This is a genomic window from Marnyiella aurantia (assembly GCF_014041915.1).
GTDB lineage: Bacteria > Bacteroidota > Bacteroidia > Flavobacteriales > Weeksellaceae > Marnyiella > Marnyiella aurantia.
On sequence record NZ_CP059472.1, the window covers coordinates 906134 to 921085 of the forward strand.

Annotated in this window: 15 protein-coding genes; all 15 read right to left on the minus strand. The window is 39.9% G+C overall.

What is annotated here, in order from left to right:
* The 15 genes from H1R16_RS12225 to H1R16_RS04145 all read right to left on the minus strand — a co-directional run bounded on the left by H1R16_RS12225 (position 1) and on the right by H1R16_RS04145 (position 14939).
* Positions 1-639, minus strand: coding sequence for a glycosyltransferase family protein (locus H1R16_RS12225; protein ID WP_228451390.1), 639 nt, complete (start codon positions 637-639; stop codon positions 1-3).
* Positions 640-693: 54 nt separating this feature from the next.
* Positions 694-1356 carry a hypothetical protein gene (locus H1R16_RS12230; RefSeq protein ID WP_228451391.1) on the minus strand — a complete coding sequence of 221 codons (663 nt, stop codon included), beginning with the start codon at positions 1354-1356 and terminating at the stop codon, positions 694-696.
* Positions 1353-2297, minus strand: coding sequence for a glycosyltransferase family 2 protein (locus tag H1R16_RS04085; RefSeq protein WP_181887539.1), 945 nt, complete (start codon positions 2295-2297; stop codon positions 1353-1355). Before H1R16_RS04085 ends, H1R16_RS12230 begins: the two co-directional genes overlap by 4 nt.
* A gap of 238 nt (positions 2298-2535) precedes the next feature.
* Positions 2536-3765, minus strand: a complete 1230-nt coding sequence (locus tag H1R16_RS04090) for a glycosyltransferase family 4 protein (RefSeq protein ID WP_181887540.1) — start codon at positions 3763-3765, stop codon at positions 2536-2538.
* Positions 3762-4718 carry a polysaccharide deacetylase family protein gene (locus H1R16_RS04095; protein WP_181887541.1) on the minus strand — a complete coding sequence of 319 codons (957 nt, stop codon included), beginning with the start codon at positions 4716-4718 and terminating at the stop codon, positions 3762-3764. The genes H1R16_RS04090 and H1R16_RS04095 overlap by 4 nt, the downstream gene beginning before the upstream one ends.
* A gap of 3 nt (positions 4719-4721) precedes the next feature.
* Positions 4722-5486, minus strand: a complete 765-nt coding sequence (locus H1R16_RS04100; protein ID WP_181887542.1) for a formyl transferase — start codon at positions 5484-5486, stop codon at positions 4722-4724.
* 165 nt (positions 5487-5651) lie between these two features.
* A complete protein-coding gene (locus tag H1R16_RS04105; protein ID WP_181887543.1) occupies positions 5652-6950 on the minus strand; it encodes a glycosyltransferase family protein in 1299 nt (432 codons plus the stop codon).
* A 129-nt stretch (positions 6951-7079) separates the two neighbouring features.
* Positions 7080-8135 (minus strand): nucleotidyltransferase family protein, encoded by a 1056-nt coding sequence (locus tag H1R16_RS04110; protein WP_181887544.1) that lies wholly within the window; start codon positions 8133-8135, stop codon positions 7080-7082.
* Between the two features lie 92 nt (positions 8136-8227).
* On the minus strand, positions 8228-9340 hold the full coding sequence (locus H1R16_RS04115) for an EpsG family protein (RefSeq protein WP_181887545.1): 1113 nt from the start codon (positions 9338-9340) through the stop codon (positions 8228-8230).
* Positions 9330-10607, minus strand: a complete 1278-nt coding sequence (locus H1R16_RS04120; protein ID WP_181887546.1) for a glycosyltransferase — start codon at positions 10605-10607, stop codon at positions 9330-9332. Before H1R16_RS04120 ends, H1R16_RS04115 begins: the two co-directional genes overlap by 11 nt.
* A gap of 1 nt (position 10608) precedes the next feature.
* The gene (locus tag H1R16_RS04125) at positions 10609-11526 is read right to left on the minus strand and encodes a UDP-3-O-(3-hydroxymyristoyl)glucosamine N-acyltransferase (protein ID WP_181887547.1); all 918 of its coding nucleotides are present in this window, start codon (positions 11524-11526) and stop codon (positions 10609-10611) included.
* Positions 11527-11546: 20 nt separating this feature from the next.
* Entirely contained in the window at positions 11547-12146 is a 600-nt protein-coding gene (locus tag H1R16_RS04130; RefSeq protein ID WP_182035791.1) for a polysaccharide deacetylase family protein, read from the minus strand.
* Positions 12147-12371: 225 nt separating this feature from the next.
* The gene (locus tag H1R16_RS04135; protein ID WP_181887549.1) at positions 12372-12596 is read right to left on the minus strand and encodes an acyl carrier protein; all 225 of its coding nucleotides are present in this window, start codon (positions 12594-12596) and stop codon (positions 12372-12374) included.
* Complete coding sequence (locus H1R16_RS04140) at positions 12580-14316, minus strand: HAD-IIIC family phosphatase (RefSeq protein ID WP_181887550.1); 1737 nt, start codon at positions 14314-14316, stop codon at positions 12580-12582. The genes H1R16_RS04135 and H1R16_RS04140 overlap by 17 nt, the downstream gene beginning before the upstream one ends.
* 89 nt (positions 14317-14405) lie before the next feature.
* A complete protein-coding gene (locus H1R16_RS04145) occupies positions 14406-14939 on the minus strand; it encodes a GNAT family N-acetyltransferase (protein ID WP_181887551.1) in 534 nt (177 codons plus the stop codon).
* Positions 14940-14952: the final 13 nt, after the last annotated feature.

The window sequence follows — 14952 nt, forward strand, 5'->3', positions numbered from 1 at the left end:
TTATAATTTAGCTGAATCAGAATTATCTGATATTAATGCGCCTCCTTTATGTTGTTGCATAATCCTTTTAAAAACATTCATCAATTCATCCTGAATAAGCTCACGCTGATGATTCTGCTTACCGCAATTCCAGGCTTTCCGCGCATACTCAGTTATGAGTTCGGGTTGCATGGCCAATTGCAGAAGCTGTGGTTCAATTTTAGTCACCTCATCCACACAAAAAGCGGCATCATGCTCCTGCAGATACTGAAAGCCGGCATGCCGGTCCCAACAGATAGCAAGGATGGCACAGGTGGAGGACATGAGATCTATTATTTTGGTGGAAAAAGACACCCGTGTTGCGTAACGGTATTTCTTTTCAAAGGATTCCACATGGAGCGCTACATCGGCCTCTCTGTAAATTTCCGTCAGTTCCTGAGGTGATACACGGTCATGAATTTTCACCGCCTCCGATGTCAGGATTTCCTTACGGTGCTCATCCGTTACCTTCTCCTGGGTATAGATATCGAGCGTCATCCGGATGCCATCAACATTAATTACTTTTAGGGCGTCGGCCACTGCTGCAAGTGTTTTCCACCGGTTGCAGTACAGCCGGCCGGCATACACAAGTTTGATCGGATCGTTCACTTCTTTTTTCACAAAGTTGTGGCTGAAATCGCCACTTTTATAAAGGGTAGATGTAGAAATGAAATGTCATATTTGAGCATTGTAGTCACAGGCCTGTTCCGCTGAAAAAGTGAAGTAATGCTTATATAATTTTACATGATTTTTAAAGGCCGATCTAAAGAGCAGGCGTTTAATCCAATAAAGAGGTGAGTAGCTTACCTGCATCATCGAAGCTTCATCGTCTGCAGTAAAAGCCACGAAAGGTGCCGTGGTCATTTTTGATATGATTTTCTCAAGCCGCATCAGTTTAGGCGAAAGTAGACGCGGACAAAAAACTACATCAGGTTGAAAATCATCAATAATTTTTTTCAATGCTTCCTGATTATATCTGCCGGTAAGCCATATCATATCGCGCACGGCTCTTAACGGCTCGCCGGCAAGGGATTTCATCGTACTGTAAAACTTTTCAGGTATTGGCTCTGCGGCAGGAGCAACTTCAGAGGCCTGCATTTCCAGGATTTCGGTTTCAAACGCATGACCGGCCCGTTTGCCCATGAGTGATTTTGCCATCATAGCATCAGTAACCTGAAAATAACGTGTACATACCGGATTGGAAGGCGCACCGGGACTGCAGTAAACTTCCGCAAACTCCGCGTCGAAACCTGTAAACCAGTTGGTAAGCACATTATTACCGTGTATCCGGTCATTCCAAACCTCATCGGCTATGATCAGAATCTTCAGTTTACTCATGCCTTATACAGTTTTTTCACAAGACTGCGGGTAATGTCTGGAGTGACGGAATACATTGAGAACAGCACTTTTAGATTAAGCGGTACATAAGGTGACGCTTTCACTTTATTCCAGTTTGCGGTAAAGGTTTGCTGCACCGTAAATTTCTGGTCTTCGGTTAAATTACTGTTTATGCTGGAAAGCAGCATGGATTTGCAAAGGTGAGCCCGTGAACAGTCTTCCAGATCCTTATGCATAGTATCCTGAAAGAACTCAATACGTTCTTTATAAGCCTCTATAAAATTAAGGTTGGGTTTTTTTCCCTGCGTAGCCATTATACTCGAATCATTTATGGTATAATAATAAAGGGGCCGGGAGGTAACTGCAATTTTATCTGCTTTAAAATAGAATTTCCAGGTGGTGAAATCATCCTCATTAATGAGCCCCTCAGGCATCCTTAAATCACCGATTACATGATTCCTGTAAAGTTTTGCGCACACGATAATATTTGCCGCGCCCTGCAGGAATATGGAATGATTGTCAAAGGTGTGCGTTTTTTCTTTATGCCTGTCCGCAGGAAAGACAGAAGCACTGCCGCGTGTCAGCGCGCACTGTGCAATATCCGCATGATGCTCCAGACACAGATTCAGCATGATTTTCAGATAATCCTCATGCCAGAAATCATCGCTGTCCAAAAAACTGATATACTCGCCTGTGGCCACCTCCAGCCCGGCATTACGTGCGCTGGAGAGACCACCATTTTCTTTGTGAATAACTTTGATGCGGCGGTCTTTCGCCGCAAACTCATCACAAATCTGACGGCTGCCATCCGGCGACCCGTCGTTCACCAGAATCAGTTCCAAATTGGAATGAGACTGGTTTAAAACACTTTTGATACAGTTGTGTAGGTATTTTTCTACTTTATAGACAGGTACTATAACAGATATGACTATGTTTTCCATTCTTCCAATAAAGTTATCAAATACGTGCCGAAGATAATCCTATACGGCTATGTTTCCAATACTAAATATAAGGAAGATTTCTGAAGGGCACAAAATAGCGGGTATTGGCTACATGCCCATGAGGAATATCGCAAAAAACAACTAGATAAAAAGAGTTATATATTAATCATCGGTATGCTTAGCATCAAGTGCTTAGCTCATTACTAAAACAAACAATTTCTATCCGTACTGAATCCAGTTAGTTTTTATTGTTAAGATGTATCAGTGATTTGTATTCCTGCAAAAGTGCTTTCCACACCACCTTCTGTTCGTAGCGCGAGGTGATCATTTCCCTGGAATTAAATTGCAGATTAATCCGCCACTTGCAGTCCGCCAGCATTCTGTACATCGCTGTCTTTAAAGCCACCGCATCTTTAACGGGAATAATTGTTCCGTTATTTCCTTCTATAATAATTTCATTACAACCGTTAATGTCGGTTACAATTGCCGGCAACTGCATGGCACCTGCCTGCATCACCACATTCGGGAATCCTTCGCGGTAACTCGGAAACACAAGGGCATTGCTTATAGCCAGAAACTGCCGAACATCAGACTGATAGCCCACGGTCAGTATATTGGGGTTATATTCTATTTCCGCCAATGTTTCAGGAGACAGCGGATCCAGTTCAGTTTCCAGTGGACCCACCAGTAACAGTTTCGCATTGTTTGAAGAGTAGCAGAGGGCACAGTCGCAGTACTTTTCTTTATGTCTACCATTATCAGCAGCCTCTCTGGCATCTGTTTCCAATTGCTTAAAGGCGGTAACTAACTCATTGATGCCCTTATCACCCACCAGGCGGCCGACAAATACAAACACGAAATCCGTACCCTTCAGTCCCAGGCGCTGCCGGTTTTTCTGGCTTTGCTCTTCTTTAATAGCTTCCGGTGAAAAATAGGTGGTATCAATTCCGTTGGAAGAGCCGTTAGCTATCACCTTTAATTTTTCATCGTGGGTATATCTGTTATCCCGGATAAAATCGCAGAGTCCTTTGGAGTTTGGATACAGCTTTGTAGCTGCTGCGTAGGTAATTTTTTCTACAAAATCCAGCACCTTTCTTTTGAAACCACTTGTTTCCATTAGTGGCATACCGGCCACCGTATGCAGACGGTGAGGCACTCCAGCCAGTTTTGCCGCCAGCATACCTACCGTACCGGCTTTGGGAGTGTGGGTATGAACAATGGCAGGTTTCTCCCTTTTCAGAAATCTGTAGAGATTCCAGAGGGCTTTCAAATCCTGTAAAGGAGTGATTTCCCTGGTCATTTCTACGTGATGATAATCTACCTTGTATTTTGAAGCCACTTCACGCAGTTTTTCCTCATCGGCAGATACAGCAATTACATTAAAATGATTGTCCATAAACTCCAGCTGCGGTCCCAGTAACTTATTAAGGGAAATGGGTACCGTGGTGATTCTTACTAGCTTTTTCATTGTATCTTAAAACTTTCCATTGTTACTGAGAGGAAGCCAAAATCTTCATTAAGTTTGCGATAATGTTTAATAATTATGGCAAGTTGCATTAAATTTGTCTGTACATTGTTTCCGAAATTATGTGGATGCCACCATAGATGATAGCATAAATTATTCTTTGCAGCATGAGTCATTTCATTCAGTATCCTATAAAGTTTCAAATTTTGTACAACTTTCTCTCGATGTACATAAGGTCTAAAAAATCGGCTTGCAGGCAATTCTGTGATACCATTCTTGCGTATTACCTGATTCTCTTCAAACGCCAGAGTTTTACTAATTGGAACAAGTGTATCTAATGCCCTAAACAACTGAACCTCCTTCCTTTTCTGATTTTTCCAAAACCAAACATCCGGATTTGAGCGAACTACCTTGATGCCATTCTTCGCTGCCTGTTCAAGATATTCATTGTTATATTGATTTCTTGGAAATACCAACGCACTCAGTTTTACCCCAAAGTTATGCTGCGCAATATTCTGCGCCGCCACTAAATCCGCGCTAAACTGCTCAACATTTTGACCTTCTTCGGTGCAATAATAATGTGCAAAAGTATGCGTAGCCAATTCTTGGCCTTGCGATTTTACTATTTTTTCTATTAGACTATAGCCATAATGATATGGGTCTTCATTTTCATTATCACCAATCTGGTCGAAGTGGTTATAATAGTTGAGTTTACTCTTATTATAAGAAGGTTTTTGCAATGGTGCAAACTCCAGCAGTTGTTCTTTATTTTTAGCAAATAAGAATCCTACTGTCGCCCAAGTCGCATTTATGTTATTTTCTTCAAAAAGTCTTAGCACATCTGGGATAGAAGTTCTTGTATTCAAAAAATATTGAGACATGTCTTTAAGATCCCATTTTTCAACTGCTCCCCAGTGAAGCTCAAAATCTAATGATATAATAAATTTACCTTTCATGCTCTACTTAATGTTATCTTTAAACCAACCATAAATATAATCAGTCATTGTGGGGTGATAATACAATTTACTTTTCACATTTTCTTTTTTAGCTGTCACGAGTTGGTTCCGTTTTATATTTTCAATGGTTTTCACTAGTAATGGGATAGCTAATGCATATTGGTACAAAGGATATGTTAAAAAATTATCCTTTTTTGTAACAGCACATGTAGATTGATAAATAACATCACCTGTATCGATGCCAGAATCTACTTTATGAACAGTTACACCAAAATTTTGGCTATCATGATTACGCAATGCCCAATAACCGCCATGTACTCCCCTATACTGTGGCGTAATACCTACATGCGTATTAATAAATATTGCATCCGTTGCTTCAAGAATTTTTTTCTTGATAATAGAAGTACCATTTACTATAATTACATCTGGATTTAGATCTATAATTGTCTTAAGACAGATATCTGAATTTACAAAACCTACGTCCAATATCTTCTCAGCAGGAATAGGTTGATCCCTGAGGTTCAACTGTTTTTTTCGGCATTCTATAAGTCGCTTTGAAAAAAAGGCAATGGTTTTGCTCAGTACAGTCTGAAACAACAGTTGGTTGATCACTGTTACAAACCCTAACTTTTTAATGCGACGCTTTATAAGCTGTATGGCAGGAGTTGCATCTGCTATCAAGACAGCTTCGATGTCAATATTTTGAGTAATTCCGTTGTATATGTAAGCAGTGCTTTTGCCTTTACCAGCAAGCATTATTATTTTCATTTGCTACTAAATTATGGTGCATGATGTTTTGTTTACCAACATCAATGAAATTTATAAACTTCTCGAACTCTATCTGATAAATTAAAGAAAGATATTAGAAGTTGTGTCGTAATTTCGAATTTATAATACGTAAAATATTGTTCACTTAACCCTTACAGAGTACAACTAATTATAAACTGCGTTGCGGAATATCAATCCTTGTTGCTCCTCATCATGAAATAACATGCAACATTTTCTAGCATTTTTTATCAATTCCTCACTATTCACTTTATCATTTGCAATTTTTCCCAGATCCTTGAAAATGGTTGCGCGGGAAGTGGACACTAGTGCACAATGATTAGTAGCGAAGTATTCCATAGGGGCAATATGTTTGGGACCAATAGCCCATATCATTTTTCCACTAGCTAAATAGTCTGTTGCTTTTGTCGAAAAAGATAACCTTGTAATTCTTATATATCTAGCTCGAAAGGATTCTGGATAAATCAGTATATCATATTGTGATTGTAGTCGTTCTACCTCAGAGTAAGGAACTGGTTTATTAAGTGAACAATTCTGATACTTATTAAATTTACTAATATCTGCGGTAGACGGGGTCGTTTGCGTGTAAATGTCAAACTGGAATTTTACTCCATATTTTGTATTATATTCGCTTATGTGTTGGGCCAAGTTAAACAATTCAGTATTTCTCCCATACAATAAGTTTCCAACATACAGCAGTTTAATTATTTTATTATTTGACAAATTATTTGTGGAATTTTTTATAGTAATTGGATCAATACTTTTAGTCAATATTTTGGTGCTTATACTAAATGATCGATCAAACTCCCGTTTCATTTTTGGTGAAATAACAAATACATCAGATGCTTTTTGTACTAGTTTTTTTAGTGTGCTTCTCAACATATACCGGTGCCATATTCCAAAAAATGATTTTGCAGCAGCTGCGTATGTATAACTGTCATCCACAAAATAAATAACTACTTTACTTTTTGGTAAAAGTTCTTTAGCATATAATGCAATTCTATTTGAATAAATGACCGAAGAGACCAAAATAAAAACAGTATCGGCATTAGAATTCTTTATATAATTTTTCAGCGACTCTTCTTTCCAATAATCGGTGAGCCACAGCAATTCCCGCATAAAAGTGAATAGTGGACTGCTAACTTGTTTATATATCTTCTTGACCTTATTCTCCTGCAAAGTTTTAACATTTTCTTTAGCGCTGTTAGAAGGCACAACACTACCAACTTTCTCTTTACGAATGAATAGACGACGTAGGAGTGAGATTTCCCTTATCTGATAAAAATTATTACAGAATTTTGATTTAGGAAAATCAGCTCTCGTATATACGGAGTAGATATTGGCGGGGTCAAACTGTTTAAAAAGATTCTGAAGTGTGTTTGATCCTCCTTCATCATTCCATGTATGTACGGAAATTACTAAAATATTCTTATTGTTTTCTTCCATTCCATTAGACAATGTCAATTAACTTAAAAAAGTTAATATTTATAGTTAGATTTATGATTTGAGCATCAGACAATTTACTTTTTTAGCAGGTAAGAGTTAATATTGTAACTGTTGATGTGTTGAAACCTGCTAATTCTTCTTTATGAACTTAAGGTATTCGCTCCAGTCGCCAATATCTGTCCACGATTTTTCGCTTACCGGAAAACAGCCTACCCTGCCACCGGCGCTGCGGGTCTTTTCAATAAGTTCAGTGATATGGAAGAACTGGTTTTCTGGGATGTCATCTATAAGTTCAGGATCCAGCAGGTAGACCCCCGTATTGATCATATAGCTGATGTCCGGCTTTTCAGACAGGCTTTCCAACGTGCCGTTCTCGCCGGATTCCACCACACCGTATGGGATACGGTAAGTCTTTACCGCTGCAACAATTGTAATTTTATTTTTGTTCCTTACATGATAATCATAAACATCGCGGTAGTCCTGGTCTATAAGGATATCGCAGTTGGAGACAAAAAAGGGAGTTGTAATCTTATCTTTAAGCAGTGACACACTGCCGATGGTTCCGAGAGGTATTTCCTCTTTAAAGAAATCCACATTGTATTTGATTTCCAGATTATCAAGATAGTACTTTAAGATCTCATATTTATAATTAACTGACATATAAAACCTGGTGCAGCCTATGGCGCAGAACTGATCCAGGATCAACTCCAGGATGGTTTTCTCATTGAGCGGGATCAGCGGCTTTGGAATCACGTTGGTAAGAGGTCTTAATCGGGTACCCTGGCCGCCGGCCATAATAACTACGGGCAGGTCAATTTTTTCCCTGGCTTCACTTTGGTGCATCTCAAAGAGATCCTGCCAGTAATAAACGTCCAGCAGTTCACCCGAAGCGGAGACTAAAGGCATGAATTCGGCGCGCAGACGGTGCATTTTGGCTTTCACAACCTCCATATCATCATCTACTGTCGCATATATTTTATGGGTATCAACAATGGGATCAATGGCTTCCGTCAGGCTGTGACCTTTTATAATAGCTCGCTGCAGGTCACCAATGGTAATCATTCCGAAAAAACGGTCCTCCCTGTTTACAATAAGCGATTTTACTCTCTCGTGATCCATTTTTTCCAGTACCTGAAGTATCGTTCTTCCGGAATCAATGCTGAGGTCTAAAGTCTTTCTGTTCATTTATTTATTTTCATGTTTGTGTTACTGTTTATACCTGGCGTGCACCGCAGCAATAGTCTGGTTTGTACCATGTCCTGTACAGGTTAAAAGATCTAACCTAAATTGTACAGCAAATGAGGCTCTTCCCAATAAAAATAATAGATAAGACCTCCATCCCGAAGAGCTAATGCCATAACAGCAATGATCAGTACACTGTAAGTTACAGTCCGTGGAAAGCCTTTAGTATATCTGTTTACGGCCAAAGGGATCAACAGCATTATATAGAGATGAAAATACATGCTGATGCGGATCATGGACCCGTTGGAATAAATAAGCGGCCCAAAAAAGGTGAATAAGGGCAGCATTAGGTAAATATTTGCCAACGCACGGCTGTTTTGCAGTTCCGTCTTTTTAATTGTTAAATAACAAAAAAGTGACACCAGCAGCAGGAGGGACATAAATGTGGTGGCCCCCCCCTGCACTTCACTCATCCCATAGTTGGCATATTTATCAACCCCAATGCTTGATCCCATGAGCACTATAATTTGATTGGTAAAAATAAGCACGACAGGAACCATCGCAAAAGAAAACAAGTGTATTGTTTTGAGATATTTAGGATTTATTCTGCTTAGCAGTAAAGGCAAAAGAAATAACAGGGCAGTCATGTGAATAAACATGCCCAGAAAAATATAAAGCAAGGCCATTTTATATTTTCTTTCCGTCATAGACATATAGGCCATTATGCTCAAACCAATGGCATATAACTGGCGGCCGCCGGAGAGCGAAATAATGTGAAACATTGCTACATACAGAATGTACGCAAATACAAGTTCTGTCATACTGCTGCTGTATCGGTACATTAATCTGCCCAGCGGTACAAAAAAGAACAGGTTGGCAATAAAGACAAACATCTGCCAGTTTATTGCGACCATACTTATCATTTTTTGAAAGATCCAATAGCCAATATCACTTTCGTTGGTGTTGTAGAAATACCTCCCAATAAATTCATCCCATATCATACCCCACGATTTGCCCTGCACGTCATTATAAATATCGTAATAATTCATGGTATCAGAACCCACACTTAAGCTGCGAAGGGAGGTTTCCAGAAGAAGTATAAAACTGACAAGGATGATAAAGGTCTTTCTGTTTCTGGCACTGTCAGCGGCTCCCAGAAATAATCCCAGAAGAATAATAAGAGGAAAGATTATAAAATTAATACTCATTTACGTCACGTTTAATGCGCTTATAAGCTTCAGTCCACTTTAGCATCATCTCATAATTATTGGTTTGCTGCGCTTCCAGTTTCGCGGCATTGCCTTTCAGCGTTTCTGGCAGTTCCGGTTCTGCTAGTAAACGGTCTATATTAGCAGCCATCGCGCCGTAATCTCCCTGTGCACTCAGCAGAACCGTCTCGCTTTCTCTGTTAAGTTCTGTGGTACCACCTTCTGTAACCGTTGTAATTACGGGCAGCCCGTTGCTCATGGCTTCACGAATGGTATTTGGTACAAAATCCATTTTTAGAGGCAGCAGCGCATATTTGGCTTTGCGTATTTCTGTAATCACATCGTCCAGCGTAGGTAACCTGCCTGCAAAGGTAACATTTTCCCGAAGTCCATTGGCTTCAATAATATCATCCAGTTCTTTGCGGAAGGCGGCGTCATAACCACCAACAAAATGCAGCGTAATTTGAGGATGTTTTTTCTGGGCGATGGCAAAAGCTTTCAGCGCATCATCACCGGCCTTATTTATTCCAGCTGCGAAATAAACAAAATCGTAGCGCTTTTCTGTTTCACTAAGGTCAATATCCTTACCCATGGCTATGGATATATTGAGAAAACGGACGTCCGGCTTGATTTCACTAAGTATATAATCCCGGAATTCCTTAACCTCCGTTCCTATATAATCTGCCCGCTGAATCAGTTGTCTTTCCAGTCTTCCTTTATAAGCAAAACTAACTTTCTCCAGAGGTTCCTGAGTTACAGGGACCAGCCTTTCCAGCAAAGCCTGCAGCTGCAGTATAGTGGGTATATTTTCAGGTACATCCAGCAGACCCAGGGAATACTGGGGATTCTCCGCACCGATCACGTGCACGATGTCCGGTTTGATCTTGCGGATATACTTCTTAATATAACTGCGGTTACCGGGAAACAGGGATTTATGTTTGGTGACAAGCTGATAGTAAATCTGGCTGATGAGTCCGCTGTTCTCTTCCCGGAAGAAATGGTAATGGATGCCGTTTATTGTAAACTGCACTTCTTTTTCAGAGAGATAGCGTACCGGAGTAATGACGTGAAGTTCCACCTCTTCAATTTTCTCGAACTCCCGGATCGCGTTGGTGTTCCAGACCGCCGAATCTATATTCTCGTTGGTGGACTGGCCTTTTTTAGCCAGAATGTAGCGCAACAGCGGATTTACCTTTGTGGAATAATGTTTCCTTACCATCGGGTTGGAAAAGGAACAGATCATGGCGACCTTAATTTTACCCGCCATACTACCTGTTTAACAGTTTTGCGGGATTGCCTGTCCAAACCTCATCGGCAGGAACATCTTTTACCACTACCGAGCCCATGCCCAAAAGTGCGCCCGCTCCCACCTTGCGGTGATCGCGGATGGAGGTATTGGGACCTACCCAAACATCATCCCCCAGGACACAGGAGCCGGAGATCTCTGAGCAGGCGATGACCATTACGTTCCTGCCCAAATCCACATTATGCGAAATGTGACAGAGGTTATCAATTTTGGTATGATCGCCTATAACGGTGTCAGATAATGCGCCGCGATCTATGCAGGTATTCCCGCCCACTTCCACGTAGTTACCTATGATCACACCGCCAATCTGAGGAAAACGGAAACGGTTGCCCTGGCTGTCTTTCTCATAACCGAAACCGGCGCCCCCTATTACAGCACCTTCCTTGAAGAAACAGTTTTCACCGATCGTCACCTTATCATAAATTCTCACATAGGCAGAAATTACAGTACCCTTACCGATTTTTGCTTTGCCGATATGAACGTAAGGCCCGATATAAACGTCTGGACCAATTTCGGCTTCGGGATGGATAACTGCCGTCGGATGAATACCCGGCTCTTCCTTTTCCACAAAAAACTCGTTAGCTACCAGGGAAAAAGCCATCTTGGGATTAGGCACTATAATAAGGGTTTTCCCGGCAGCCTTCATAGCATCACTGTATACTACTTCAGCGTCTGCCAGAATCACTTTTGCGGGCGTACCCTCGGCGATTTCCTGTTTATTAGTTTTAATGGAGTTCACCCAATCAAGCGTCGTAGCTGTCGTTTTTTTTGGGTCTGCAATATGATCTGCGAACACATCTTCCACAGGACCGTGAACAGTTGGACTAACTGCTTGAAGAGCATTCAGTATTTGCTCCAGGCTTATTTTTTTTACTGTCATTTCTGTTTGTGTTTTTTTACTCAGTCGTTACCGTTTATATCGCCATCCCAGTCAATATTCTTCTGACCGATGGCAGCCAGGTGAATGTCGTATGTTTCTTTCATCCATTTTGCACGGTCATCTATTACTTTAAATACACGCTGGCGCGGCGGCAGCACTTCCTCCTGCCACATGCCGTCGTGAAACAGAAGTTGCAGTGCTAATTCCTTAGCCTCTGTCAGGCGGTCTTCCATCCTTTCAAAACGCCAGTGACCAAGAGAGTCCGCATTATATGCATACTTGCCTCTAAAATAATCAGAATACACATTCAGAAGTCCACCATATTTCTCCTTGCGGCAGGAAAGGGTAAAATCAGTATTGTTATGAAATGAAAATGCTTTCAGTTCTGTGTCGAAATACTTCTCCAAAATCTCTTTATCGAATTCAATAGCTTTGTCCAGTTGCGATTCATCGGTAATGTTCCAGAAGCGACTGTCGAAGTGAAGACCTAACTGATGCCCAAGGCTTTGAATTTGCTTAATCCCTTCAAAACTTCTTCTTTCCAGCAGATTATACCATTCGCTGTGCAGCTGGATAAAATAGGTTGATTTAATACCCAACTCGGCCTCAATTTCCGCCATTCGCACCGCGATAGGGATCGAAAATTCCAAATCATGCCGTAAAAGTATTGATCTTGGTACATATTCCTGATCAAATGACCGGAATTCATAATTTGCTAACCCAAGAGATAGTAATCGGCAGTAATTACTAAGGGTAAAATCACTGAATTTATATTTTTCGCTATAATTCATCTCCTATTACTTAAAAAGATTTTGATTCCGATTAATCTCATTTACTGCTGTTGCTCACGCCTTTGCTTTGACCAGGTCGTAGATTGAGGAAAAGCTCATCAATTCCAGAGCTTCATCATCATCAAACTCAATATCAAACTCCTCCTCCAAAGCGACTACTAAATTTAAGTGCTTTAGCGAATCCCAGTTTTCGATATTATCCGGGGATGACTCGGCGTTTATTTGTTCAGCAGGCATCTCAAACACTGAGGCCATTACATTTTTAATTCTTGTTTCCATTTTCTATTTTAATATAATTAATATTACTTTCCCTGTAGTTATCTAAGTTTAATTTGTACGCTCCGTCACTCCCATTCTCCTTATCAAAAGAGCAGTTTTCATAAAATTCTGCAACTTGCATGTTCTTTGGTGTTGCTGTATAAATGGCTGAAATTGAACCATAGTTCGTATTTCTGAGATCACGTATGATGTAATCCATCACTTTATATTCAATATTTCGGCCTATTATTCTGCAACTCATCAGGAAGGTATCAATATGGAGCAGTTCTTTGGTTAAATCCACAATACTAAGACCTGTAAGACCGTTATCACCAAATTTATCGGAAACAGACCAGGCGTAAACCGCATAATCGCCGGATGCAACAAAGCCTTGGATATCGATATCAGTATATCGCTTTGTAGTCAGGTTAAATTGGTTTGTCTTTTGGGTAAGTTGTGACATTCTTGGTATAAGTTCTCTATCATCTTTAAAGATTTTAACACTTAAATCCAATGATGTTAAATAATCTTCTATCTTTGAGAAACTCTTTTTTGAATCTTCCCTTTCTGACTGCTCTTTATAAATTTTTGCTTTAAGTAAATCCTCCTGTGTTACATTGTTGTTAAAGAACAAGCCCAAATTAGAGCGCAGCATATCCGGATATTCATAGATTTTCTCAGGTACCTGGAGTACTGTAATTTCAGGGATTTGTTCTTTTATTAAATTGGTTTCAAAAGAGGAGTCATCTACAAATACAATACTGTCCAAACCTATATTAAGGTCAGAAGCGATTTGCCGAAGATTCATCGCTTTATCAGTCCAATTGACCTTTTTAATTGTAATTATTTCCTCTCTGATCAGCATGTCAGGATGCTCTTGCACCACCTGATCCACATCGCCCGGATTATTCTTACTGCATAAGCCTATTAATACACCCTTTCGGCTAAGTGCTACTGCGAGACTCTGTATTTCGTGAAATATTACACCTGGACTAAAATGGGCAGACATTTGAATCTTCTCAAAACCATCTTCACCAAGGATCCCTCTCCAAAGTGTGTTATCACAGTCAAAGATCAGTGCCTTCTTCGTTTTACCGTTTGCCGCTGTGAAAATTGGTTTTACAAGTTGTGCGTAATTTTTAAAAAAATCAATACTATAGAGCGCCTGTGATGAGTAAAAATGTCTAAAATTAACACTTCTGTTCAGACCGATTTTATTAAATACCTTTTCAATATTCACAAGGATGACATTATCCGGCTTATTTTCAACTACAAAACTGTTTAATCTATCCGCTAACACTTCCAAATTACTGTTTGGTACTGCTTGGAATGAAAATACTGAAGGTGTAAACTTATGGAATATTACCAGGGAAGAACTTTTTAAGTTTCTGAATGTCAAATCTATTTCCAAACAGGTTTTCTGCACCAGTTCTTCAAGGCGTTCCTCAGTCAATTGTTCAATTTTCAGATATAAGCCTTCAACCAAATTACAGAGCTCCCAAAATATTACGACAGCATTTGAATCTTCTACTTTTGCACTGTCCTGAACAATATTATCGAAATCGCCAAATTCCAGCGAAGCATTAATTTTTTCCAACCGTAAATCATACTCCATTATCTCCTTCAGTTGATGAACGATAATGTTGGACAGGACTGAAATTTTATAACCTGGATTCGCTTCCAGATTTTTTCTTAATGCCACATTCTGTTGCAATATTTCCGAATAGGTTAAATTTTCCATATTAGTATTTTTGCTCTGTTTCAACTACCATTCTTTGTATTGCATAATTAATCGCAGCTTTGAACCGGCAGTTTTCTGAGCTGCTGTTTTTATTTAAAGTCATTCTTCAATAAGGCCATAATAACCATGTCCTCATATTTCCCGTCTGCATATATATGCTCCTTAAACAGAGCTTCCTGCTTAAACCCACCCATTAATTTGTGAAGTATAATTGCGGGTCTGTTAATAGCTATTATTTGTGCCTGAATTTTCCTAAGGTTCAGGACATTAAAGGCATATCTAAACAGAAGCTTAGCCGCCTCTTTAGTATAACCCTTACCCTGCTTCTCATTATCGCCTACAATCAAACCGTAAGTACAGGTACCAGAAATCCAATCGATAGTATTGAGTGATATAATTCCAGAAAATTCACCTGATTCAATTTCATCAATTCCCAGATAAATATTTCTGTTACTTTTATCATTAAGCACGTAATCAAACCATTCCCGATCCATTTCCTTTGTTTTTGGAAAGCGGATTCCCTGTGTCAGCTTAACCAGTTCCAGATTATTACGCCACTCATGGGTTTTATCTAAATCCTCTATTTTTAGAGGCCGAAGTATTACTTTTTCTCCTTTTAACATAGTTGTGTTTTTT